This window comes from Ancylobacter mangrovi, assembly GCF_024752355.1.
Lineage (GTDB): Bacteria > Pseudomonadota > Alphaproteobacteria > Rhizobiales > Xanthobacteraceae > Ancylobacter > Ancylobacter mangrovi.
In genome coordinates this window covers 1,131,342-1,156,800 of sequence record NZ_JANTHZ010000001.1, presented here as the reverse complement: position 1 = coordinate 1,156,800, position 25,459 = coordinate 1,131,342, and the positions used below count along the sequence as shown (strand labels likewise).

At 70.0% G+C, this 25,459-nt stretch carries 13 protein-coding genes and 1 pseudogene; 4 read left to right on the top strand and 10 right to left on the bottom strand.

The window, feature by feature from the left end; translation table 11 throughout:
• Positions 1–216: 216 nt before the first annotated feature.
• The 6 genes from NVS89_RS05375 to NVS89_RS05350 all read right to left on the bottom strand — a co-directional run bounded on the left by NVS89_RS05375 (position 217) and on the right by NVS89_RS05350 (position 6,055).
• Positions 217–1,368 (bottom strand): hypothetical protein, encoded by a 1,152-nt coding sequence (locus tag NVS89_RS05375; RefSeq protein ID WP_258731483.1) that lies wholly within the window; start codon positions 1,366–1,368, stop codon positions 217–219.
• Positions 1,369–1,396: 28 nt separating this feature from the next.
• Positions 1,397–2,449, bottom strand: coding sequence for a polysaccharide biosynthesis/export family protein (locus tag NVS89_RS05370; protein ID WP_258731482.1), 1,053 nt, complete (start codon positions 2,447–2,449; stop codon positions 1,397–1,399).
• Positions 2,450–2,787: 338 nt separating this feature from the next.
• A complete protein-coding gene (locus NVS89_RS05365; protein ID WP_258731481.1) occupies positions 2,788–2,988 on the bottom strand; it encodes a hypothetical protein in 201 nt (66 codons plus the stop codon).
• Between the two features lie 56 nt (positions 2,989–3,044).
• Positions 3,045–3,791: an ABC transporter ATP-binding protein gene (locus NVS89_RS05360; RefSeq protein WP_258731480.1), complete on the bottom strand. Its 747-nt coding sequence runs from the start codon at positions 3,789–3,791 to the stop codon at positions 3,045–3,047.
• Positions 3,788–4,615, bottom strand: coding sequence for an ABC transporter permease (locus NVS89_RS05355; protein WP_258731479.1), 828 nt, complete (start codon positions 4,613–4,615; stop codon positions 3,788–3,790). Before NVS89_RS05355 ends, NVS89_RS05360 begins: the two co-directional genes overlap by 4 nt.
• Positions 4,616–4,633: 18 nt before the next feature.
• Complete coding sequence (locus NVS89_RS05350; protein WP_258731477.1) at positions 4,634–6,055, bottom strand: KpsE/RkpR family capsule polysaccharide export protein; 1,422 nt, start codon at positions 6,053–6,055, stop codon at positions 4,634–4,636.
• A gap of 186 nt (positions 6,056–6,241) precedes the next feature.
• Between NVS89_RS05350 and NVS89_RS05345 the strand changes: the two are divergent.
• A pseudogene (locus tag NVS89_RS05345) lies at positions 6,242–7,531 on the top strand (LTA synthase family protein); the annotation flags it as partial.
• 44 nt (positions 7,532–7,575) lie between these two features.
• Here the strand turns inward: NVS89_RS05345 and NVS89_RS05340 are convergent.
• The 4 genes from NVS89_RS05340 to NVS89_RS05325 all read right to left on the bottom strand — a co-directional run bounded on the left by NVS89_RS05340 (position 7,576) and on the right by NVS89_RS05325 (position 20,212).
• Positions 7,576–9,075 (bottom strand): glycosyltransferase family 4 protein, encoded by a 1,500-nt coding sequence (locus NVS89_RS05340; protein ID WP_258731476.1) that lies wholly within the window; start codon positions 9,073–9,075, stop codon positions 7,576–7,578.
• A gap of 1 nt (position 9,076) precedes the next feature.
• Positions 9,077–10,468 (bottom strand): aminotransferase class I/II-fold pyridoxal phosphate-dependent enzyme, encoded by a 1,392-nt coding sequence (locus NVS89_RS05335; RefSeq protein WP_258731475.1) that lies wholly within the window; start codon positions 10,466–10,468, stop codon positions 9,077–9,079.
• Positions 10,465–17,796, bottom strand: a complete 7,332-nt coding sequence (locus tag NVS89_RS05330; protein WP_258731473.1) for a type I polyketide synthase — start codon at positions 17,794–17,796, stop codon at positions 10,465–10,467. Before NVS89_RS05330 ends, NVS89_RS05335 begins: the two co-directional genes overlap by 4 nt.
• 79 nt (positions 17,797–17,875) lie before the next feature.
• On the bottom strand, positions 17,876–20,212 hold the full coding sequence (locus NVS89_RS05325) for a glycosyltransferase (protein ID WP_258731472.1): 2,337 nt from the start codon (positions 20,210–20,212) through the stop codon (positions 17,876–17,878).
• Positions 20,213–21,083: 871 nt separating this feature from the next.
• Between NVS89_RS05325 and NVS89_RS05320 the strand changes: the two genes are divergently transcribed.
• Genes NVS89_RS05320 through NVS89_RS05310 form a run of 3 tightly spaced genes read left to right on the top strand, consistent with a single transcriptional unit; the run spans position 21,084 to position 25,419 of the window.
• Positions 21,084–23,276, top strand: coding sequence for a polysaccharide pyruvyl transferase family protein (locus NVS89_RS05320; RefSeq protein ID WP_258731471.1), 2,193 nt, complete (start codon positions 21,084–21,086; stop codon positions 23,274–23,276).
• A gap of 32 nt (positions 23,277–23,308) precedes the next feature.
• Entirely contained in the window at positions 23,309–24,613 is a 1,305-nt protein-coding gene (locus NVS89_RS05315; protein WP_258731470.1) for a capsule polysaccharide biogenesis protein, read from the top strand.
• Positions 24,610–25,419, top strand: coding sequence for an SDR family NAD(P)-dependent oxidoreductase (locus NVS89_RS05310; protein WP_258731468.1), 810 nt, complete (start codon positions 24,610–24,612; stop codon positions 25,417–25,419). The genes NVS89_RS05315 and NVS89_RS05310 overlap by 4 nt, the downstream gene beginning before the upstream one ends.
• Positions 25,420–25,459 lie beyond the last annotated feature (40 nt).

Genomic DNA, 25,459 nt, shown 5'->3' with positions numbered 1-25,459 from the left:
CAGGTTCAGCTCCGAGCCGAACAGCCAGCGCGCGTCATATTCGCGAAACCCCGTCGGCTTCACCAGAGGCACCGTCTCATACGCATAGGTGTTCGGAACAAGTGACGCCGAGGGCTTCGGGAACATGGGAAACTTACCTCTTGGTTGCACAAAACAGGCTTCGCGGCGCAGCCGGCTCGGAACCCGCCGGGCCGCCCGCCTCGGTATTCAGGCACGTCACGGCCTCCAATAGGCCGGATCGGCGATGGCGGAAACGTCCTCAAGTGGGGTATCGGCGGGGCGCTTGTGGATGTTGGTGTAGTCCTCGCACAGCGTCATGACCCAGCGCCGACGCTCGCCGGTCTGCGGGTCGACGATGATCCGCGCATAGAGGTCGTCCGACCCCGGCGCATCGGTGAAGCGGGTGCGCGGGGAGATGTCGAAGGTGCCGCCGGCCGGCGGGCCGCAGCGCCCGCGCTTCTTGAGCTCGCGGGCGAGTTCGACCGCCGGGCGGTGGCTGCGCGGGTGGACCCAGTCGTCGCGCGCCCATTTCTCCCAGCGCGAGAGGCCGAAGGCGCGGGTCCAGTAGGTCTGCTCCATCTGCATGGTCGCGCCGGGGGATAGCCCGTCGCGGCTCGCCTGGGCGAAATGGCCGGAGACGATCGACACCATCTCCCGCCCCGAGGTGAAACGCATCGGCGTGACCAGCCAGGTGGTCAGCGCCTGGCGGTAGCGGGTCGGGCAGGCGGCGGGGAGCGACGAGGCGGCGCCGGTGGCGAGTCGGCTGCGGAACACGCCATAGCCGCTCTGGCCGGCCGCCGGCACCTCGGTGGGCGCGATCACCCAGCCGCGGAAGAACCGCCGGGAGGAGGTATCGCCGTCGCGGCACAGCGGCGTCTGGTAGATGGACAGCGCCACAGGGCTGTAGCTGCCCATGATGAAGCCGTAGCCCTTGTCGTACCACTGAATCGAGGCGCCGCCCTCGCCGGCGCCATCCTCGTCCGCCCGCGCGTCGCGGCTGCCGCTGCAGGGGCCCGGCGGCACCGGCCTGTTGGAGGAGACGATGCGCGTCTGCCCGTTCCGCTCGACCGGCCGGTTGATCCGGATGATCGAGCCGCCGTCATAGGTGCAGCCCCGGCCCGGATTGAGGAAGTTGCGCAGCTCGTAGGGCGGCGTCTCCCCCACGCGGATGTCGCGCTCGCGCGTGCAGCCCGCATCGCCCGGCACGAGGTTCGCGACGATGCGGTCGGACGCGTCGACGCAGACATCCATGATCATGAAGTCGCCGACCGAACCCGGCTCCGCCGCCCGCGCCGGCACGGGCGCGAGAACGGCGAGGGGGAAGGCGGCCGCGAGGGCCGCGAGGCCGCCGGCCATGATCGGTCTCATGGCCGGCCTCCTTTGCTGACGCCACCCGCTAGTCGCTGGTGGAGACCACCGCGTTGGAGCGCACCAGCGTGCTGATGGTCTGCGCCATGCGCAGGAACTTGGTGAACTCGGCACCCGGCGCATTGGCGACGTAGACGATGTCGCCGACACGGATCGGGAAGGCGCGGGCGACGAAGTAGCCCGACGGGTCCTTGAGGTTCAGCCGGTAGATGACCGGCACCACCGTGTTGCCGTTGAGATAGGGCGACTGCGGATCGATCTGGCGCACCACCGCCGCCTGCTCGTAGCGGAAGATGAACACCCCGCTCGGATCGGCCAGGCTGTCGATCAGGCCACCCGACACACCCATCGCCTCCGCGACCGTGAAGTCGTCGCGGTCGATCGGCATCTCGCCCGCACTCTTCACGGCGCCGAGGGCGGTGAAGGTCTGCGGCCGGCGGAAGACGTAGACCGTGTCTCCCGGGCGCATGAAGATGTTCTCGTCGGGCCGTGCGAGGACGGAGGAGAGCTGCATCGTCGTGCTGCGCTTGCCGCGCGTCACGCGCACGAAGGTCTCGTGCGGCGGGGCCTTGATGCCGCCGGCCTGCGCGATCACCTCGAGCAGCCGGTCGCCCTTGACGTTGAGGTTCACCCGGCCGGCGCCGGTCAGGTCGCCGACCACCACCACCGAGGCGGAGGTCCGCTGCGGCAGGGTGACGAGCACCTGCGGCTCGATCGCCTTGCCGGTCAGTCCCTGCTCGATGGTCTTGGCGATCTGGCTGGGGCGCTTGCCGACCACCGAGATCTCGCCGACATAGGGCACCTTGATGTGGCCGTCGCGGTCCACCGTCTGCCCGGGAAGGGTCTCGCTGCTCGATCCCGAGTCGCTGCTGGAGCCGCTGCCGAACAGCCCGTCGCGGCTCGCCTCCCAGATCGAGACCGAGACGACGTCGCCGATGCTGACCGTGGTCTCCGGCGCGAGGCGGCCGGCACCGAAGCTGCGCGCGAGGCTCGGCGAACGCCACAGGCTCATCGCCTGAATCGCGTTCGCGTCGACGTCGACGATCTCGTAGTCGGCGGGCTCGCTCTGGGGAGGCGACATCACTTCCTGGGTGGTCGGACCCGACCCAGGAAAGAAGACACAACCACCGAGCACCATACACAACGCGGCGAGCCCGGCGAGGCTGGCCTTCGGACCACGCATAATCAAGCCGCCCGATCCCTGTTATTCTCGAATAGGTCATGTAAACCGGATCGAGGTTCGTATCCACACCGCGATGACAGACGGCAGATTAAGCTCGCCCCCTGTGCCCGGAGCGCAACAGACGCGCCCGGCAAGAGGGTAAATCTTGTAAATACTTCGAAAGTTGCTCAACCGTCGCGCGAATCGACGGTATCCGATACCGGCCGGGTCGCGGCCGGTATCGAAGTACGCTGACATCACTCGGCCGGGGCGGGCGCAGCGGCCGGCGTCTGCCGCGCGAAGAAGTTCCGCTCCGCCTTCAGCGCGCGGCGGGCGGCCTGGATGCACTCCTTGCGCTTCTGGATGGTCAGCTCCTTCCAGGCCGCCTGGTCGAACTCGACGAGGCGGCGGGCCACGAAACGCTCGAGCTGGCGGCTGATTTCGGGAAGTTCGTTCATGTCGGCTCCTTCAGGTTGGATCGGGACCTCCCGATCGAAAGTGATGGAAGGCAACTTCAGGCCAGGGGCCCGAAGGGTTCGTCGACGAGGCGTTCTTCCTCGTCTTGCTCTTCGTCCCGCCCGTCGTCGCTCTCCGGCGCCGCGCTGGTGTCGAGGGCGCGAAACAGGCGTATGGCGTCGCCGATGCGCTCGAACATCTGCAGCCGGCCGTCGTGCAGCACGGCGCCGACATCCGCAAACCTACGAAGCATCTGTGGGGATCGTGTGGTGAAAAGCAGCGTCGCGTGTGACCGGCGCTGCTGCACCAACTCGGCGCAGCGTTCGCGGAACTCGCCGGCGCCGCCATACAGCGCCTCGTCGGCGATGAAGATGTCGAAGGGCAGGGCGTAGGAGGCGGCGAACAGGAAGCGCGAGCGCCGCTCGCGCGTATAGCTCGACAGCGGCTGGTCGATCGCCTCGCCCATCTCCGCGAAGCGGGTGACGAACTGGGCGGCGGCGTCGCCGTCGAAGCCGTTGACGCGGGCGACGAAGTGCAGGTTCTCGCGGCCGGTCAGCGAGGCGTGATAGGCCTGCGTGTTGGCGACCGGCGGGGAGATCGAGCCGTTGCGGCGGATCTTGCCGTGGTCGGGCAGCGTCGAGCCGCCGATCAGCTTGATCAGCGTCGACTTGCCGACGCTGCGCGCCCCGAGGATGCCGACCGAGACCCCCTGCTGGAACACCGCGTCGAGATGCTCGAAGACGCGCTTCGAGCCGTGCGACGCACGGTAGGTCTTGGCGACGTCCGACAGCTGCACCGCCATCATATCAGCCTCGCCCGGAACACGCGCTCGGCCGCCAGCCCGAGAAGCAGGCAGATGACGGCGCATTGGATGAGGTAGCCCTTGTCCAGGGTGAGCGTCGGATAGGTCAGGTAGAAGCCGGAGCGGAACCATTCCAGCCCGTGCAGCAGCGGGTTCCAGCTCAGGACGTAGCGGATCGGCGGCGGCATGAAGTCCGGCACGAAGAAGACGCCGGAAAGGAAGATCAGCGAGCGCGACAGCACCCCGTAGATCAACGCCCAGAGCCGGAAGAAGGCGCCGATGACGCCGTTGATCAGGCCGACGCCGATGGCGAGCAGCGCGGTCGCCGCGAAGCCCTCGATCGCCAGCATCGGGCGGATCGGCAGCGCTTCCTTCACCCCGGTCGCGTAGATGAAGGTGAACAGCATTATGGCCACGATCAGCAGCGTCGCCGTCTCCAGCAGCGCGCGCGCCAGCATGATGTCGAGTGGCTGGACCAGGGCGAGCGCGCGCACGAGGCCGCTGGCCCGGATCGCCCCCGTGGTGCGCCCGGAGACATGGGTGAACAGGAAGAAGGGCAGGATGCCGGTGCCGAGGAACAGCAGCAGGCTAGTGCCGAAATCCGGCCGCCGGCCGATGATGGTGAAGATGCCCATCATCATGGTGAGCTGCAGGATCGGTTCCAGCAGCGCCAGCAGGTAGCTGAGGCGCGAATGCACGGAGCGCAGCCGCATCTCGCGCAGCATCAGCGCAATGACGACGCGCCCCTGCGTGCGCAGCCCTTCCGCGAGCCGGACGGGGCCGAAGCCCCGGCGCGGCGCGTCGTCGAATGGCGGAGTTAGACTCATCGCCGCGCTTGCCTCCGCTCAGGCCACGTGGTCGCGGATGGAGAAGAAGACCATGACGCTGATGAACCACAGCGCGCCGGCGGCGAGGAAGACGATCAGGATCGAGACCAGGCGCTGGGGATATTCACTCGCCTGCGCCACCGCCGGCTGCACATAGGTGGCGACATAGGTCTGCTGGGTGGCTGCCTCCGAACGCGCGAGCTCGAGCGCGGAGAGGGTGGTGTCGTAATATTTCTCCGCGAACTGCCGGCTGAGGTCGAGGTCCTCATATTTCGACAGCACGTCCGACAGAACCGGCTGCGAGCCCGCCACGCCTGTCGTCGCGTCCGTGGTGGTGGCGCCGGCCGTCGCGGCGTCGTGTGCGCCCTTGCCGATCTCGCGCTCGACCGAGGCGATCTGCTTGTTGGTGGCGGCGATCCGGCTCTCCAGCACCTTCACGGTCGGGGCGTCGGGGTCCATGTAGGTACGCAGCGAGGCGAGCTGCGACTGCTGGTCGGCGAGCTCCCCGCGCAGCTTCATGGCGAGGTCGAGCGTGCCGCCGGCGGTGCGCGCGGCATCGGGCGTCTGCTCGATATTGCGGAACTGGCGCAGGGCCGCCCGCGCGCCGCGCAGCCGTTCCTCGGCGCGGTTGACGTCCGCCTGCGCGAACCTAACCGCGTCCTCGCGGGCCCGCGAGGAGATGTCGTTGACCAGCTTCTCGCTCTGCTTCACCAGCGTCGAGGCGATCGTATACGCATCCTCCGGCGTAAAGGCGCGCACGCGCACCAGGGTGAGGCCGGTAGCGAGGTCGAACGAGGCGTCGATCATCGACTGCCAGTAGCTGACGAGGTTCTCCATCGTGTCCGCGCCCCGCAGCCGCGAGAGCGGATCGGTGCCCGCGTGCGAGTACATCGCGCGCAGGTCGACCGTCTTGAGCAGGTCCTGCACCGCCTGGCGGCTGGAGAGATAGTCGACCACCAGGAAGCTGTCGGTGAAGATGCCCGAGCGCGCCGCTGCGCCGAGCGCGGTGCTGGCCGCGGTGGTGCCGGCGGGCGCGAAGTCCTGGGTGCGCACGGCGAAGCGGAATTCCGACTGGTACTGGTTGGAGACGAAGATGCCGTAATAGAGCCCGGCCGCGAGGGTCGGCACCGCCACCATCAGCAGGAACGAGGCCCACAGCCCGACCGAGCGGCGCTTGTGCGCCTTGCGCGGCAGGTCGGCGACCAGATCGGCGATGTCGATGCCGGGCAGGCGGAAGCCTTCGCGCTTGACGACGGGGCGCGTCGGCTTGGCGCGCGCCACGGGCGTGCGCGCCTCCTCCTCGGCGCCGCCGGGGATCTCGCGCGGCACGGGTCGAAGCGGCTTGTTCCGGGTCGGCGCCACGGGCTTCATCTTCTCCGCCGTCTTCTCGTCGACCGGCTCGGCCTTCGGCATGTCAATAAACGGGTGCAGCTTGTTCATGTGATGCCGCTTCCCTCAATCCGCTGTCGCGTGGTGATATGGGTGTCCAATAGTATAATATCTCTTAACATGCGAGATATATTTTATATATTCTTTCTCGGGACGGGTGATATTCGCAGTTTTGCCCTTAAAATACCTGGAATGGCGTCTTATTGTGCTTTCCAATGACGTATTCCGGGCAGGGGAATGAGAGACGAAATGGGTTGGACGCTCGCCACGCTGCTCATCGGCGCCACCGTCACCGTGATCGGCGCGCGAGGGCTGGACCGGCTGGCGGTACCCGCGCGCGAGCGCGGCGGCCGCGTGCCGGGCGAGGCGCGGCTCATGGGAGCGGCGATCGCGCTCTGGCTGTGGCTGCTCTGGTTCGGCCTGTCGGCGCGCCCGTTCTTCGCCGCCGTCGCGGCGCTGGTCACGCTCGGCACCTTCGTGCTGGTCTCGCGCGTGAAATACGACTATCTGCGCGAGCCGCTGGTGTTCAGCGATCTCGGCTTCCTTCCGCTGCTGCTGCGCCATCCCGCGCTGTTCTATGTCGGCCGCCGCACCGCGCTCGGCCTCGGCCTCGTCGCGCTGCTGCTGGCGGGCGCGATCTTCGTCTGGACCGCGATCGAGCCGCGCGCGGAAGGCAGCGTCGCGCAGGGCGCCGCGCTGGTGCTCGCCCTGCTGGTGGTGCCGGTCTTCATCGCCCGCGCCGGCGCCCTGGCCGGCCGGCTGCCTGCGCTCGCGGCCGAGCTTCTCGGAAGCTCCGCCAACGCGTTCGTGGCGAGGCTCGGCCTCTCCGTCTCGCTGGCGGCAGGCTTCGCCCTGTGGCGCCGCGACGGCGGGAGGGAGAGCAGTGAGAGCGCCGCCGAACTCGGGGGCACGCGCTACCGGGCGGTCATCATCGTGCAGTCGGAATCCTTCGCCGACCTGCGGCGCAACGGCCTCGCGCTGGAACTGCCCCATCTCGACCGGCTGCGCCGGCGGGCTCTGGCGCATGGCCGCCTCGCTGTCTCCTGCTTCGGCGCCTACACGCACCGCACCGAGGTGGAGATGCTGACCGGCATCGCCTTCGCCGAACAGGGCATGGACCGCTTCGATCCCTATATGCGCCCGGACCGGCTGGCCGGCGCGTCGCTGGCGAGCGGGCTCGACCTCGCGGGCTGGCGCACCGTCTTCCTGCACCCGCACGATGCGCGCTTCTTCCGGCGCGATGCCGCGATCCCGCGGCTCGGCTTCTCCCGCTTCGTCGACGAGGCCGAGTTCGTGCCAAGCGACCGCTTCGGCCCCTATATCGGCGACCGGGCGGTCGGCGAGCGCATCATCGCCGAGCTCCAGTCCGCGGGCGAGGCCGGCGAACGGCTGTTCCTGATGGCCGTCACCATGGAGGCGCATGATCCCTACGGGCCGGGCCGGCTGGCGGACATCGCCGATCCGGTGGAGCAGTATGTGCGCCACGCCGCCAATGCCGATGCCCTGCTCGGCCGGCTGGTGGCGGCGCTGGATGCGCTGACCGATCGCTCGCTGCTGGTGTTCTACGGCGATCATGCGCCGATCCTTCCAGGATATGAGGAGCTGGCCGAGGATTCCGCCACCGACCACCTCGTGCTCGAATGCGGCTGGGCGGCGACGAGGGAGAGCGCGCGCCCGGCATCGGCGAGCTCGCCGGCGGCGATCAATTCCTTGCTCCGCTCGAAGCTGATGGCCGGCTGCCACGACGGGGAGGGCGCGCGCACCTCGCCGGCGGGCGCGGCGACGGCGTCGATAATCCCGTCGATGATGGAGAAATGATCCTTCCAGCGCGGCACGCGGGTCTGCGCCAGCAGCCGGAGCTGGCTGTCGCGCGCCGCTGAATCCGGGCGCGCATAGTCCTCGATCACCCGCGCCCAGCCGAGGCCGTCGATCGGGTCGAGATAGCAGGGCGCCTCGCCGGCGATGTCGCGGAACGCCTGCAGGTCGGAGCAGATCACCGGCACCCGCAGCGCCATCGCCTCGAACAGCGGCAGGCCGTAGCCCTCGGCGAAGGAGGGGAACAGCACACCGCGCGCCTGCTTCATCAGCCGGCGCAGATGCGCGTCCGGCAGCCGGTTGCACTCCAGCACATGGCCGCCGAGGTTGCGGCAGCGCTCGATGATGTCGATGACGTTCTCGTTCTCCCAGCCGCGGCGGCCGACGATGATGAGCTTCGGCGCCTTGGGGCCGAGCTTCTCCACCAGCACCCGCCAGGCATGGAGCAGCACGAGGTGGTTCTTGCGCGGCTCGATGGTCCCGACGGTGAGGAAGTACGGGTGCACCTCCGGCATCGCCAGTTCCTGCACGCCGAACTCGTTTTCCACGCCGAGCGGGCTGACCACATTGGCCGGCATCGCCATGTCGCTGCGCGCCGCGAAGGCGGAGAGCTGGTCCAGCGTGTGGTGCGAGTTGCAGATCACCATTTCGGCCGAGGCGAGCACGGTGCGCATGCGCGTCTCGTGCTTCTCGGCGTCGCCGGGGCGGACATATTCGGGATGGGTGAGGGGGATGAGGTCGTGCACCAGATAGATCGGCTTGAGCCCGTGGCCGCGCATCATCGCGCGCATGCCGTTGCCGGAGCCGAGCCCCTCATGGGAGACGTTGAGATAGACCGCCCCCTGCGAGTTGCGCGGGCGCAGCAGGCGCGGCAGCAGGTTGACCGGCGAGAACAGGCGCTTGAGCGTGGGCAGCACGTCTGGCAGCGTCGCGCGCGGGGGCGTCTCCGGCTCGATATCGGTGAGGACGCCCGGCGCCAGGTCGAGGAAGCGTTCGATGTTGCCCAGTTCGCGCCGCGTGACGCGCCCCTCGGCGTGCTTCCACCGCCGCTTCAGCGTCTCGGTGAAGCCGGCGACGGCGTCGGCGTCGAAATACCAGGTCGAGGCGCGCACCCGCGCCACGAAGGCGACCCGGTCCTTATAGGCGCGGCTGCCGAGCAGGTGGCGCGCATAGGCGAGTTCGACCCGGTCGATGCCGGTCGGCGTCGACTGGGACGAGCGCCGCAGCATCCGGGTGATGTCGAGCACGACCTTCATTTCACGTCCTCACCTGCAGGACAGACATCGCATCCGACGGGTCGTCGTCTGCCTCGCTGTCGAATCCGAGCGCGGCCAGGAAGCGGGAACTCTCCTCGATTTCCTGCTTGAGTACGCGTACGGCCTCGTCGAGCTGCCCGGTGGTGTGGGCGGCGGTGATGAAGAAGCGCAGCCGCGCCGAGCGGTGCGGCACAGCTGGATGGATGATCGGCAGCACGTTGACGCCGCGGGCCAGCAGCCTTTCGGACAGCAGCACCGCCATCAGGGAATCGCCGACCATGATCGGCACGATGGCATGCCCCTCGGCGGTGCCGGTCGAGAGGCCGGCCGCCTGCGCGGTCTCGAAGAAGTGGCGGGCATTGGCCTGCAGCGCGGCCACCCGCTCGCCCTCGCGTTCCATCGCCTCGATCGCGGCGAGCGCGGCGCCGGCGGCGGCCGGGGCGAGGCCGACGCTGTAGACGAAGCCCGGCGCGGACACCTTGAGATAGTCGATCAGGGTCTGCGAGCCGGCGATGTAGCCGCCGCAGGAGGCGAACGACTTGGACAGCGTTCCCATCCAGATGTCGACCAGCGCCGGGTCGAGCCCGGCCAGCTCGGCGATGCCCCTGCCGGTGGCGCCGAGCACGCCGATGCCGTGCGCCTCGTCCACCATCAGCCAGGCGCCGAAACGCTGCTTGAGCGCCGCCAGCCGGGCGAGGTCGGGCACGTCCCCGTCCATCGAGTACAGCCCTTCGACGACGATCAGCACGCGGTGGTAATGGCCCCGCTCGGCGGCCAGCATGCGCTCCAGCGCGTCGAGGTCGTTATGCGCGAAGGTCCGCCGCGCGGCGCCGGAAAGCTCGGCCCCGACGATGATGCTGTTATGGATCAGCGCGTCGTGGAACACCGCGTCCTTGCTGCCGACCAGCGTGGCGACGCTGGTGACGTTGGCGGCGTGGCCGGAGACGAAGACCACCGCGTCCTCGGCCTGGTGCAGGCCGGCGAGGCGCGCTTCCAGCTCGCGATGGAAGGGCCGTTCGCCGGCGACGAGACGGCTCGCCGAGACGCTGGTGCCGTAGCGCTCGATCGCCTCCTGCGCCGCGCGCCGGACGTCGGGATGCCCGTTCAGGCCGAGATAGTCGTAGGAGGCGAAGTTGATCACCTCCTGCCCGGCGATGCGCGAGAGCGCGCCGGCGCGCCCCTCATGCGGGCGGAAGAACGGGTTGGCGATGCCGAGCGCCTCGCCGGTGGCCCGCACCATGCGCAGTTCGTCGTAGCCGGGCAGGGTGTCGAAGGCGGTGTCGTAGACCGGCCGGGCGACCGTGTTCATCTCCGCCGGGCGCTGGCGCATGCGGGCGAGGAGAGCGGCCCTTGCCGCATCGTCGAGCTGCGTGGGGGTGTTGGTGATGGTCATCGCAGCAGGCTCCCGTCCCGCAGGTTCTCGGCCGCGACCTTGCCCTGCAGCGCCTCGATCGCCGCCTGCGTCGGCGCGTTGCGCATGTGGCGGTCGATCAGCCGGGTGCCTTCCTCCGGAAGGTGGATCTTCGAGACCGGGACGGCTTCGTCCGCCGCTTCGGCGGTGGGACGCAGCTTGCTGAACACCTTGTCGGCGACGTCCTGCAGCGTCGCGCCGGCGCCGAGGCCGAGCATGGGCAGCGCGACCTTGTGGCGGCGCTGCATTTCCATGTCGAGCTCGAGCCCCATGAGCGAATCCATGCCGAGGTCGCCGAGCGGGCGGGTCGGGTCGATCGAATCGGCCGGCAGGCGCAGGATGCGGCCGAGCTCGGCGGTGAGGAGGCGCAGCACGGTGAGGCGCGCCTCGCCGTCGCTCTGGTCGCGGATGAGGGCGACGAGGCCCGCCTCGCCGACCATCTCGGCGGCGTCGTCGAAGGCCGGGCGCAGGGCGGCGAAGCTCGCCCCGGACATGACCGCCAGATCGCGCCCCGGCCCCCAGTCGACCGGCGCGTGAACCACGACCGGCGGCGTTTCGGGATCGGCGAGGCAGGCGCCGAGCTGGTCCAGCGCCGTGGCGGCGGTGATCATGCCGAGCCCGAAGCGGCGGCTCAGCATCTCCGAGGTCGCGGCATCGCGCGCCAGCACGCCGACATCGGAAATGGCGCCCCAGGCCATGGCGAGCGCCGGGCGCCCCTCGCGGCGCCGGCAGCGGGCAAGACCCTCGAGATAGGCGTTGGCCGCCACATAGGCCGCCTGGCCGGGATTGCCGATAAGGGCGGTGGCCGAGGAGAACAGGACGAAATAGTCGAGCTCGAGGCCGGCCGCCGCCGCGTCGAGATGGCGCGCGCCGTCGACTTTCGGCGCCAGCACCTGCTCGAAGCGGCCGGCGTCGAGATCGCGGATCAGCGCGTCGTCGAGCACCATGGCGGTGTGGACGACGCCGGCGATGCGCCCATGGTCGGCGCGCAGGCGCTCGACCAGGGCGGCGCAGGCGAGCGGGTCGCGCACGTCGAGCGGTTCAGCCACGATCTCGGCGCCCTCGACCGTGAGCGGCGGGTCGATCACGCCGCGGCGCGAGGCGACGACGACGTGGCGCGCGCCGTGCTCGGCCAGCCAGCGCGCCGTCTCGCGGCCGAAACCGCCGGTGCCGCCGACCACGAGGTGCACGCCGTCCACGGCAGCCTCGAAGGCCGGCATCGGCGCTGCGGGCGCCGGCGCATGGGCTGGCGGGCGGATCAGGATCTTGCCGACATGGCCGGAGCCCTGCATCAGCCGGAACGCGGCGCGCACCTCGTCGGCGGCGAAGACGCGGTGCGGCAGCGGCCGCAGCGCCCCGCTCGCGAACAGGCGGCCGAGCTCGGCGAGCATGTCCGCGACCAGCGCCGGCCGGGCGGCGATGAACTGGTCGGCATCGACGCCGAAATAGGTGAGGTTCCGCGCGAAGGGGCGCAGGCCGATGCTGGTATTGGCGACGAAGTCGCGCTTGCCGAGCTCGATGAAGCGGCCGAACGGCTTCAGCGCCCGCAGCGACAGTTCCATCGACCGACCGGCGAGCGAGTTCAGCACCACGTCGCAGCCACCCTCCGCCCGGACCGCCTCGGCAAAGGCGGTGCTACGCGAATCGTAGACGACGTCGGCGCCGAGAAGGCGCACTAGGGCGCGCTTCTCCGGCGAGCCGGCGGTCGCGATGATGCGGGCGCCGCGCAGCCGGGCGATCTGCAGCGCGGCGAGGCCGACACCGCCGGCGGCGCCGTGGATCAGCACCGTCTCACCCGCTTCCAGCCGCGCGCACTGCACCAGCCCGTACCAGGCGGTGAGGAAGGCGACCGGAAGCGTCGCCGCCGCCTCGGGGCCCATGCCGGCGGGGGTCGGCAGCACCGCGCTGGCGGGCACGGTGACATGGGTGGCGAAGGCGCCCGGCGCGAAGGCGATCACCGCGTCGCCGGGCTTGAGCGCCGTGACACCGGCGCCGGTCCGCGCGACGCGACCCGCGCATTCGAAGCCGAGCGTCGGGCCGGCGAAGCCGTTCTCCAGCATGTCGTCGCCGATCAGCCCCTGCGCGAACATCACGTCGCGGAAATTGAGGGCGGTGACGTCGATCGCGATCTCGACCTCGCCGGGCCCGGGGGCGCGGCGCGGCTCCGCCTGCCAGGCGAGGCGGTCGAGCGAGCCGGGCATCTGCATGCCGAGCCGGGCGGCCGTCTCCTCGCCCGAGGCGCGGGCCTGCGGCGCCGGCGCGAGGCGCACCGCCTTCAGGCCATGCGCGTCCAGCACCAGCTCGCGCTCGCCGGCAATGCCGGTGACGGCACGGGCAAAGTCGTCAATCGCGGCGTCGTCCAGCGGCTGGCGATCGAGCGCGACCAGCCGGATGTCGAGGTCGGGATATTCGTTCATGGCCGTGCGGCCGAACGCCCACAGCGCCGCCGCGGTCGGGCATTCGCCGAGCGGGTCGCCCTCGATCAGGAGCCGCAGGGAAGGGGCGTCGCCTCCGGCGCGCAGGCTCTCCAGCAGGGCGCGGGTGTCGTCCATCGCGGCGGCGAGCGAGCCGGCGTCATCGCCGGTCGCAAGGCGCCGGAGGAGGACGTTGTCCTTGCCGGTGGCGGCCATCGGGTCGACATCGAGCGCGCGGCCGTCGCTGGAGATCAGGTACGAGCGCGCCTCCCCGCCGAGCCACGCGGCGAGTGCCGGCACGGCGGCCCGGTAGGCGGGCGCCTGCGTCCCCGGCGCCGCGATCACGCTTATGTCCGTTACCGACCGGGCGCTCCACAGCCGGCGCCGGCTGCGCGCGCCCTCGCCGGGCGCGTCCATGGCCAGCAGGCGGGTGAAGCCGCGCGGCGCGAAGTCCCACGAGACCAGCGCACCGCCCGGCCGCAGCGCGGCGAGAAGCTGCCGGCCGGCGGGGCTTGAAGCATCGAACGGTTTGTGGGGATCGAAACGCAGGACCAGATCTGCCGCCGGCAGCGCTTCCTCCTCGCCGAGCACCATTCCGGCCGAGGGCCGGACGCGGTCGGCGAGGGCGGGGCGGGCGGCGGGTTCGGCTGGCAGGACGGTGAGGGCGAGGAAGCCGTCCTCGACCAGCGGACGCAGTGCGTCGAGGACGACGCCGTTGCGCTCGGTCAGGATCACGGACAGCGGCGTCTCCGCCTGCGACGTCTGGGCCTGCCGCGCCACATCCGCGACCAGCGCGGACGCGTGCTCGGCGACAGCGCGGGCGGCGGGCGAGCCGTTCGCCCACTGGTCCGTCAGGCCGGCCGCATGGGCGATGGTGAGCGAACCGGCCAGATGCGCGGCGAGGTCGACGGCGAGGCGGGCGCCGATGGCGAGCTCGGCGGCGCGATCGGGCGCCATCGTCGCGATCTCGTGCAGCAGCGTCTCGGCTTCGGGCAGGTCGCTCTGCGGCAGGACGTGCCATCCCTCATCCGCGGAGTGACGGGCGAGCCCGCCTTCGGCCAGCAGTTCGAGCAGCGAGAGCAGTGTGTCGCGGCGCTCGGCGGCGAGCCGGCCCTGCACGATCAGCGCCTCGATATCGAGCGCCCCGGCGGCCAGCATCTCCTCGCCGGCCACCTCCGCCACGCCGCGATGGGCGATGGCATAGGCGAGCGCGTCGAGCATCAGCGTGTCGTCCGAGCCGGGCAGGTCGTCGGTCGCGTCGACGAAGGCTCCGGCCTGCTCGCCCGCCAGCGTGCAGGCCGGGCCGAGCCGGACGAAGCTCTGGCGGAAATCGTGGTCGAGCGTGTCGCCGGCCGCGAGCGCGACCGCCCGCAGCTCGACCCCTTCGATGCGGGCGACCTCGGCCTCCGCCGCGTCGAGCAGCGAGACGTCGAGCTCCAGCGAGCGCGGGCCGCAGCGTCGTACGACGAGCCTCGCGCTCACCGCCGGCGCCGCGCCGCGCACGGTGACCGCCGCGAAGCGGACCGGCAGGAAGGCGGTGCCGGCGCTGGCGGGCTCGATTTCGGCGCCGATCCCGATCGCGAGGACGAGGCCGTGCAGGGCCGCGTCCGCCAGCGTCGGCGGGAGCACGTAAGGCTCCTGCGGGATGGTCGGCGCCGCGAGGTCGAGATGGATCTCCATCCCCGAGCGCCGGGCGGTGCGCACGAGCCGGAAGGCCGGCCCGTAGTCGAGCCCGAGCCGGGCGGCGGCGGCGTAGAGCTCCTCGCCCTCCAGCGCGCTTTCGCCGGCGGGGCCGGGCGGGGGGCCGGCGAGCGGGAGCCTCGCCCCGCTATCGGCCAGCACCCGGCCATGGGCGTTGAGCATCCAGTCCTGCGACCCGCGGGCGCGGGACGAGATGGAGACCGTGCCGATGGCGTCGAGGCGCACCTGCGTCTCGGTCACCTCGCCGGGCGCGAGCCGCAGCGCCGACAGGATGGCGAAATCCTCGAGCCGCAGATGGTCGGTGCCGAGGCTCTCGCGTCCGGCGGCGAGCGCCATCTCGGCGAGGGCGGTGGCGGGCACGACGACATTGCCGCCGACCTTGTGGTCGGCGAGGAACGGGCGCGAATCGAGGTCGAGCAGGCCGCGCCATTCGCCGTCGTCGCTGCGCAGGCGCGAGCCGAGCAGCGGGTGGTCGCTGATGCCCGCGCCGGTCAGGTCGATCGCCTCGGCGGTGCGCGGCGGCCGGGTCGGCTGGCGCTGCCACGGGGTCTTCGGCAGGTCGATCCGCCCGAGCGGGGCCGGCGTGCCCAGGAAGCGGGCCTCGTCTACCGTCGCGCCGTTAACCAGCGCGGCGAGCAGGCTGCGCTCGACCGGATCCTCCTCGCCGCCGTCCTTCTCCTGCAGCGAGGCGAGCACGGTCGCGCTGCGGCCCTCGTCGGCGAGGATCTCGCGCAGGAAGCCGGTGAGCACCGCCTTCGGCCCGATCTCGAGGAAGAAGCCGATGGAACGGTCGCGCGCCACGGCGCGGACCGCGGCGTCGAACTGCACCGGCTGGCGGATGTTCTCCCACCAGTAGCGCGCGTCGAGCGCGGTGCCCTCGACCGGCTCGCCGGTGATGGCGGAGACGAAGGGGATCGCCGAGGCGCTCGGGGCCAGGAACGCCAGCGCCTCCAGCATCGGCTCGCGTAGCGGCGCCATGGCCGGCGAATGGAAGGCGTAGTCGATGGTGAGGCGCTTGCCGACCACGCCCTGCCGGCGCGCGAAGCGCAGCACCGCGTTGACGGCCGATCCGCTGCCCGAGAGCGTGACCCCGGACGGTGCGTTGACGGCGCCGATGACGACGTCCGTCTGGCCGGTGGTAGCGATGAACGCCTCCGCCTGCGCCGGGCTCGCCATGAGGAAGGCCATGACGCCGCTGCCGCGCGTCGTCGCCTGGATCTGGCTGCGCAAATGGATGAGGCGGGTCGCGTCGGAAAGGCTCAGCGCGCCCGCGACATGGGCGGCGGCGATCTCGCCGACGCTGTGGCCGACCACTGCCGCCGGCGTGCAGCCGCCCGCCATCAGCGCGCGGGCGAGCGCGATCTCCAGCGCGAAGATCAGCGGCTGGGCGATCTCGGTGGCGGCGAGCGCGTCGTCGTCCGGCGGCTGCCGGAAGGCGGCGGCAAGCGACCAGCCGGCGAGCGGCTGGAAGATCGCGTCGATGTCCTCGACGCTCTCGCGGAACACCCGGCTCGACTGCCAGGCGGCCTGGCCCATGCCGGCATACTGGCCGCCATTGCCCGTGAAGACGAAGGCGATGGAAGAGCCGGACCCGCGCACGGAGCCGCGCAGGAACGCCGCCTCGCCGCTGCTGCGCGCCATGCGCCGCAGCTTCTCCGGCGCGTCCGGCTCGTTCACCGGCACCGCGATGCGGTGCGGGAGGCGGGCGCGGCCATGGGCGGCGGCGTGGGCGAGGCGTTCGGGCTCCGGCTCGTGCTCCAGCCGGTCGGCATAGGCGTCGGCGAGCGCGGAGAGCGCGTCCGGGTCGTGCGCCGAGATCATCAGCACCGGCGCCGAGGCCGCCGGGGCGCGCGCCGGTTTCTCGTGGGCTTCGGGCAGGGCGATCACCGCATGGGCGTTGGTGCCGCCGAAGCCGAAGGAGGAGATGCCGGCGAGGCGCGCCGCGCCGTCGAGGGAGAGCGTGCCGGAGGCGGGAACGAGGTTCAGCGCATCGAAGTCGATGTGCTCGTTCAGCGTGTCGAGATGGAGCGAGGCAGGCAGCTCGCGCCGCTCCAGCGCGTTCAGCGCCTTGAGCAGGCCGGCGAGGCCGGAGGCCGGCTCCAGATGGCCGATATTGGACTTCACCGAACCGATCGGCAGCGGCGTCGAGCGCCGCTGGCCGAGCGCGGAGCCGATGGCCCGCGCCTCGACCGGGTCGCCCACCAGCGTGCCGGTGCCGTGCGCCTCGACGAAGGCCAGGTCGTCCGGGTCAATGTCGCGTCGCTCGTAGAGCTCTTCCAGCAGGCGCTGCTGCGCCCGGCCTTCCGGCATGGCGATGCCGACCGTACGTCCGTCGGAATTGGTGCCGCTCGCCAGCACCACGGCGCGCGGCGTCCAGCCGGCGGCGCCGGCGCGATCGAGCCGGCTGAGGACCGTCACCACCCCGCCCTCGGCGCGCACATAGCCGTCCGCCGAGCCGGAGAAAGGCCGGCAGCGGCCGGTGGGCGAGAGCATGCCGGCGCGCGAGAAGCCGATGAAGTTGAACGGGCTTGCCAGGATGTTCACGCCGGCCACGACCGCGGTGTCGATCTCCCCGTTCTCGATCGCCTTCACCGCGCGGTCGAAGGCGACCAGCGAGGAGGAGCAGGCGGTGTCGATGGTGAGGCTCGGGCCGGTGAAGCCGAAGACGTGCGAGATGCGGTTGGCGACGATCGACAGCGCGTTGCCGGTGACGAAATGCGAGTCCGCGGCGGCGATGTCGGAGATGAAGTGCAGCGAATGGTCGAGCGAGGAGGCGCCCACGAACACGCCGACATTGGACCCGGCGACGCTGGAGAGCGGGATGTTGGCATCCTCGAACGCCTCGCGCACCAGCTCCAGCAGCAAGCGCTGCTGCGGGTCGATCTGCTCGGCCTCGCGCGGCGACAGTCCGAACGCGCCGGCGTCGAAGCCGAAGATGTCGTCCAGCACGCCGGCGGCGAAGGTGTAGGCCCGGCCGGGCACGTTGCGGGAGGGATGCAGGAAGCGCTCACGCGACCAGCGTTCGGCCGGAATCTCGCTCACCGCACATTCGCCGCGCGCCAGCAGCGACCAGAAGGCGGCCTCGTCCGCAGCGCCCGGCAGCCGGCAGGCACACCCCAGTATAGCCGCCAGGTGCGGGGGGCGCCGGAAAGCGGAGGACAGAGCGGCATCCGTGCCGGGAACGATGCTATCCAATCGACACCTCGTCAGGAATAGTCATTTGCCCGGCGGGCGGCAGGCCGGGCTTGTACTGCTGCGGCAGGTCGCGAGGCGCCTAGCGCCCCGCGGCCGCGATCGCCGCCTCGGACGCGGCCGGCTCTTCCGGCGCTGCGTCCGCCATCCGGCGGCCCTGGTCGATCCGCTCCTGGATGCGCGCGGACACCGCGTCGCTCCACCGGGCGAAGTCGTACTTGCGGTTGATGCCGGCCTGTCCGGCTTCGGCGCGGGCCGCGCGAAGATCCGCATCCGCGGCGGCCTCGTACAGGGCCCGGGCGGCGGCCTCGACGTCGGGCGCGCCCCACTGGCCGATATAGCCGCGGCTCGCCAGATATTCCGGCGGCGCCGGGGTCTGCTGCACCGGAACCAGGAAAGCGTTGCCGGAATCGCAGAAATCCTGCGAGCCGGAATAGTCGGAAACCACCACCGCCTTGCCCGCGAACATGGCGTCGGCGATGAAGTAGCCGAAGCCTTCCGAACGGTGGAGCGAGACCATCGCGTCGACGCTCCACATCAGCGTCCAGTATTCCTCGGACGTCAGGTTGCCCTCGACGATGGCGATGCGGTCGTCGCCGGCGATGCGCTCCTCGATCTCTTCCCAGTAGGAATCGATGTTGCTCCAGTGGCCGGGATTGATCTCGCGGATCTTGATCAGAAGCCGCACATTGAGATCGCTGCCCTCAAACGCCCGCTGGAACGCCTTCACCACGTCGAGCGGGTTCTTGCGCACGATGGACGAGCCGAACTCCGCCGCCGTCAGGAAGATGAACTCGGACGGGTCGTGCCGGAAACGGTCGAGGAACGGGACGTGCGAAAGCGGCGCGTGCAACCCCTTGTCGACCACGGTGACCGGCACCGGGGTGATCTTGCGATAGGCCTCGGCGACGTAGTTGCTCGGCGTCCAGATCTCGTCGACGGCGAGGGCGCCCAGCGTGTGGCTGGCCGGCGGCCGGTCGCTCTCCCACAGGTAGAAGCCGATGATGTGCGCGTCCTCGCAGATGCCGGCGAAGCGGGCGATCATCTCCGGCGTGCGGTCGGCATTGACGCACAGCAGCACGACGCGGGCGCGCACCCCGACCGAGGGGTTGTAGTCGCCGTCCGGATTGACGCAGGCGCCGTCGTCCGCGTTGAAGATCAGCGGCGAGAAGGATGCGAGCGCCTCTCCGAACATGGAGAGGTTGCGCCCGACCCCGGTCTCGTTGGCATGGCCGATGATGACGAGGTCGCGCCGTGGCACCTCGTCGCGAACCGCCGCCGGCATCGCCTCGACGCGCCCCAGCGCGGAGAGGACGGCGAGTTCCGGCGCCCGCGCATAGATGTCCTCATGCAGCCGCGCCCGCCAGAAGTCGGCCCCGCGCTCGGCCACCGCGACCTCGGGAAGCGGCGTGTCGGCGAGGATCGAGACCAGCGCCAGGTCGAAGCGGGTGAAGTCGGGCGTCCCGCCGGCGCCCCAATAGGCGCGCCAGACATGCGGGGTGAATGACAGCCGGTCGGGCTGGGTCACGTCGAGCGCGACTTCCTTGAAGCTGGTGAGGCGCGCGAAGTCCTCGTCGCGCAGCCGGTTGCCGAGCCCCTGGTCCTCGAGGAGGAACAGCCAGTACCAGCTCCAGGGCAGTTCGCGGTTGCGGTAAATCTCCGCCGGCGCCGACAGCGAGCGACGCAGGCCGTCCGAGATCAGCTTCACGTTGTTCTTGTCCGCGATGAAGGGTGCGGTGGCGAACTTGAACTGGACGAGGCGCAGACCTTCCTCGGTGAAGATGTCAATGTGCGGATAGTGACGGCGCCAGAAGGCGAACAGGGTGAGGCTGATTTCGTGCTTCATCACCCGCCGGTTCATCACCGGCTCGCTCAGCAACGTGTGGATCTCGTCGGTCAGGCAGAAGACCTGGCGCTTGTACCAGTCCTCGAACACTTCCGAGACGATCCAGTTGGCGACCGACTGGCCGCCGGAAAGCTTGCCCTTCATCTCCAGCCGGTTGGCCATGAAGCGCGTATAGACCGAGGCGCGCCAGCGGGCGGGCGGCTCGTCGGAGGTCTCGAGACGCCGCGTCACGTTGGGAATCTCGTGCCAGACGAGATGGCGCATGCGCGCTTCCCGGGCGCTGTCGCCGATGCCGGAGATGAACTGGGTGAGGTCGTCGCGGGTTTCCACGTTGGGCCAGTAGGGCTGCGCGGCGAGGGGGCCGGAATAGGCGCTGGTCTCTTCGACCGTGAGGACCATCTGCCGGTGCCCGGAAAGGCGGTAGCCGGTGGCGAGGATCGACTCGTGGGTGGCCGGCGCGGTGGTGCAGCGGAAGATCGTCGTTCCGTCGACCTGAAGGCGAAGCGTCACCGGCTTCATCAGGTCGTGGCGGTCGAAGCCCCAGGCGACGCACTGGCCGTCCTCGACGAACACGCCGCCAACTACGGCTTCACTGTTTGCAATTCGCAAGTAATTTGGTCGCGATCCGACGGTATCCAGTGAAATCTGAAGTTGTTCTATGATTTGCGCTGCATCATCCCCGGTGCGTGTTTCGCGCAGATTTCGTACCCAGGAGACGAGGCTCTCCTGACCGAATGCGCGTCCAGACTCATGTCCGAAGTTCTCAAAATTCATGAGCCACCCGTCTCGCTGGCCGACGGATCCGACGGGGACCGGCCGTCGAACGCCGCCTAAATGTCTACAGATGATGCCTATCGTTTGCATTGCAGCATCAAAAATGATGATCTGTCTAGATGCTGATTTGTGTATTATCTCACCGATTTTGGCCGAAAAGGGTACCCAGAAACCGCAAAAATGAGTAATCGATTACGCCGTTTTAATGGAAGCATTTTTGAACAAATTTCCATCACATCTGACATGAGTCATTTCTCGACATCACTATTAATTAGACTCACTAGATTGCGGCGATAACGTGAAAAGGCTGCGCGGGTGCGAATTTACCGGCGTGCTCTAGCTGACGAATGCGTTTGACCAGCGGTAGTGTTCTGCGGCATATCCCGCACTGCGAAAATTGCATGGGTGCAATGCAACCTTGCGAGGTACTCTCCCGGCGGCAACGCATCGCTACGGTTGCCGAAACGCCTGTCGACACCCGGCGAAGATCCTATCGGAACGGTTGTGGGGGTGATCTAACGCAGCTTCTGCGATAAGGTTCCACTTCCCCCGAATATTTATGTCGGAGTGGACACGCCGAATGAAAAAGACAATTCTATTTTCATGTAGAGCGTTGGATGGATCGCAACCGTATGGATATTTCGGGTTTGCTTGAGGCGCGTGAGGGCTCATGAAAACAGCGCTGGAGGCACTCGTACAATCCGAGGGTGAGGTACGGCTCGGCTGGGCCGGGTCGACGACCCTGATGGACTATCTCAACTTCGAGGACGCGCTCAGCCCGGTGCTGACGGCCATGGTCGGCGGGGTGCCGGTGCGGCGCGTGCCGGCGAAGTCGCATTCGGTGCGCATGGCCGCGATCGGTGCGATCGGCCACACCTTCGAGGGCGGGCAGGTGCATGTCTGGGGCACCGGCTGCTCGCCCTGGAAGAACCCTTCGGCGCCGGTCGACCGGCGCGTCGCCTTCGCCCCGCCCGGCCACGGCGCCATCGTGCTGCACGCCACCAGCGGGCCGGTCGCCGAGCGCCTGATGGCCAATGGCGGCAAGCGGCCGGGGCTCTATGGCGACCCGGCCTGGCTGCTGCCGCGATTCTACCGCCCGCGCATCCGCAAGAAGTGGAAGCTCGGCGTGATCCTGCACCTGTCCGAGCTGGCCGACCGCTCCTACGAGCCGCACCCGCTGCCGGCGTTCGAGCGCTACGACGTGCCCGAGGAGTTCCAGGACGACGTCCATCTCATCACCACGGTGACGCCGCTCGGCGTGCCGGCGCTGAAGGCCAAGCTCGACGAGATCCTCGCCTGCGAGCGCATCGTCTCGATGAGCATGCATGGGCTGATCATCGCCGAGGCCTACGGTATTCCCTGTCTCTATTTCCCCCCGCTCTCAGAGCCCCGCGGGCTCGGCCGGCTGGCGCTGGATCCGGAGGGGCCGGCGGACCTGCGCATCGTCGACCTCTATCTCGGTCTCGGCCGGCGCCACATCCCCGCTTATTTCCAGGACCGCGGCCGGCCCACCGACTGGCAGGCGGTGATGGACGCGGTGGACCGCACCTGGGAGCCCGTCACCTTCGATTCCAAGAAGCTGATCGAGGCGTTCCCCTTCACGCCGTCGCCGCTCAAGGCGCCCTCGGGCAAGAGCATCTGGGACCATCCAGTCATCAAGGGATTGATTTTGCAGCATGACGTGGCGCTGCTGCGCCAACAGGACCGCGACAGCGACCCCGCCGATCCGATCGAGGTGAACCAAACGGAAGCACGTGCGTTGGAACCCGAAAGGGAGGGGGGCGAAAAGCCCGCTACGGTTCCATCGACGGTGGCGAAAGTGGTCGGCTCCGAGAAGGCTCCACCGGCCGGAATGACGCCGGAGGTTGCCACCCTCCTGCGCATGAACGCCGAGCGCATCTCTATCCCCCTGTCCTGGGCAGCGACCACCCGCGAGAGCCCCTATGCAAACCTCGGCGATACGCTGAGCGCGCTCATCGTGGCGGGCATGGCCGGGGTGCCGGTACGGCGCGCGGGCTTCGACCAGGCCATCGAGCGCATGGTCGCCGTCGGCACGATCGGCCACAACCAGCGCAACGGGATCCTCCACTTCTGGGGAACCGGCGTCGACGCCGAGCGCAACCCGGTCGACCCGCTGGTGCGCGGCTATGTGCGCCCGGCCGACACGGCGTTCCACATCCATGCGCTGCGTGGGCCGAACAGCGCCCGCACGCTGCGCGCCGCCGGCATAGAGGTTCCCGACGTCTTCGGCGATCCGGTGTGGATGCTGCCGCGCTTCTGGCCGATGAAGGATGTCGAGAAGACGCACGACCTCGGCGTCATCCTCCACATCACCGAGCTGGAGGACCGCACGCCGGAGGCGGGCGTCAAGCCGACGCTGCGGCGCTATGTGGTGCCGGACGCGTTCAAGGACCGCATCCGCCTCATCAACACCCATTGCGACCCGACCGCCGACGCCATGCGGCGCAAGGTGGAGGAGATCGTCTCCTGCCGGGCCATCGTCTCGACCAGCCTGCACGGGCTCGTCATCTCCGAGACCTACGGCATTCCCTGTGCCTGGTTCGCCACCTATGGCGACGGCGAGGGTCGGATGCTCGACCTCGGCAATGCGCAGCACCAGATCGACCACCGGATGCGCGACTTCTATTCTGGCGTCGGACGCAGCACGCTGTCCTCCTTCTGCCTCGACCGCTCCAAGCCGACCGACTGGGACCAGGTGCTCTCCTGGGTCCACGGCACGTGGCGGCCGCTGACCTATGACGACCAGCCGCTGATCCGCGCCTTCCCGATGCCGCTGGCGGTGTCGCCGGACGAGATGACCTGGCCGCTGCCGGCCGAGATCGTCGATCGGATCGACTATTGAACGGCGCGGCACATTGCGCCGGGCGCCCGCCGATGGGCTTCGTCGCGGAGCGTAAGGCGCTGCCTGAGCCGCGCGCGGGGCAGGAGCGGCAGGCCGCAGGTGCGGGCCTGCACGCCCGCGACTTCGCCGGGCGCTGCTTCCTCTTCCTGCAGGGCCCGGCCTCGCCCTTCGCCGTAAGGCTGGCGCGGGCGCTGCGCCGGCGCGGGGCGCGCATCGTGAAGGTGCATCTGTGCGGCGGCGACCTCGTCTTCTGGCCCGACCGGGCGCGGCTCTATCTCGGCCGGCTCGAGGACTGGCCGGCCCGTCTCGAGCGGCTGATGGCCGACGAGGCAGTGAGCGACGTGGTGCTGTTCGGCGACTGCCGGCCCTATCACGCGCCGGCGGTGGCGATCGGCCGCGCGCGCGGCGTGCGGCTGCACCTGCTCGAGGAGGGCTATGTGCGGCCCGGCTGGATCACCTGCGAGAACTGGGGCGTGAACGGCCATTCCGACCTGCCGCGCACGCCCGAGGCGCTGCGCGAGGCAGCGTCGCGGCTGCCCGAGCCGCCGGAAAACCGTTCGCCGCCGGCTGAGCCGTTCGCCCGCCGGGCGCTGTGGGACATCGCCTGGCACGCCGGCCACGCCGCGCTCGCGCCGCTGTTCCTGCGCTACCGGCGCCATACGCTCGCGCACCCCGCGCTCGACTATGTCGGCTGGGCGGCGCGATGGCTCGACGCCCCGGGCGCGGCGCGGCGTGACCGGGCGGCCCGCGCGCGGCTTGCCGACGGCGCCCCCCACTTCCTGCTGCCGCTGCAGCTCGAGGGCGATTTCCAGATGCGCGCCCATTCGCCCTTCGGCTCGGTGGAGGAGGTGGTGCGGCTCGTCCTTTCCTCCTTCGCGCGGTCGGCCCATGACGCGGCGCGCCTTGTCGTCAAGCGGCATCCCTACGACACCGGCCTGCCGGCGACCCGGCGGATGGTGGAGCGCGTGGCGCGCGAGCACGACATCGCCGGGCGCGTCGTGTTCGTCGAGGGCGGCGACATCGATCCGCTGATCGCCGCCAGCTCCGGCGTGGTGCTGGTGAACTCGACCACGGCGCTTGCGACCCTGCAGCATGAGAAGCCGCTAAAGGTGCTCGGCCGCGCCACCTACGACATGCCGGGCCTCGCCCATCAGGGCGCGCTCGATTCATTCTGGAACGGCGCGCCGCCGCCGGACCGGGACCTCGTGAACGCCTACCGGCGCGTGGTCCTGGCGCGCACCCAACTTGCCGGCGGCTTCTTCGCGCCGGCGACCATCGGGCGCGCGGTGGAAAGCCTTCTCGCCCGCATGGCGAGCGATGAGCGGGTGCCCGCGTGAACGGGCGGCGCATCCTGGTCACCGGCGCCTCGAGCGGGCTCGGGGCGGCGCTCGCCCGCCACTACGCCCGCCCGGACGTCGCGCTGCTGCTGGTCGCGCGCAATGCCGAGCGGCTGGAGGCGGTGGCGCAGGACTGCCGCCGCCGGGGCGCGCTGGTGACGACGGCGCAGCTCGATGTGCGCGACAGCGTGGCGCTCGCCCGCTTCGTCGCCGAGCAGGACGCGCGGGTGCCGATCGACACCGTGTTCGCCAATGCCGGCGTCGAGGCGAGCCTCGGGCGGATGGGCGAGGCGGAGACGCTGCCGGAGGTGCTGGCGCAGATCCGTACCAATTTCGAGGGCGCGGTGGCGACGGTGCTGCCGCTGCTCGATTCGATGCGCGCGCGGGGTACGGGGCGGGTCGTCCTTGTTTCCTCGCTCGCCGGGCGTATGCCGCTGCACGACCAGCCGACCTACAGCGCCACCAAGGCGGGGCTGATCGCCTTCGGCGAGGCGCTGCGCCCGGTGCTGGCGCAGCAGGGCGTGCGGCTGACCGTCGCCTGTCCGGGCTTCGTCGCCACCGGCATGAGCCGCGGCTACGAGGGCTGGCGGCCGTTCGAATGGAGCGCGGAGCGGGCCGCCGCCGCCATCGCCGCGGCGGCCGAACGCGGTGCGCGCAGCGTCGCCTTCCCGCTGCCGCTGGTGGCGCTGATCGGCCTGTCCCGCTTCGTGCCGGGCGTCCTGCGCGAATGGGTCGTGCGGCAGTTCTTCGCGGTCGGCGTCCGCCACCCGGGAGGTGAGGTGGCGATGAGCGACCTTCGGGAATGATGCGGTGCGGTAATTCGCGGCGCGGCGGCCAATAAGACCG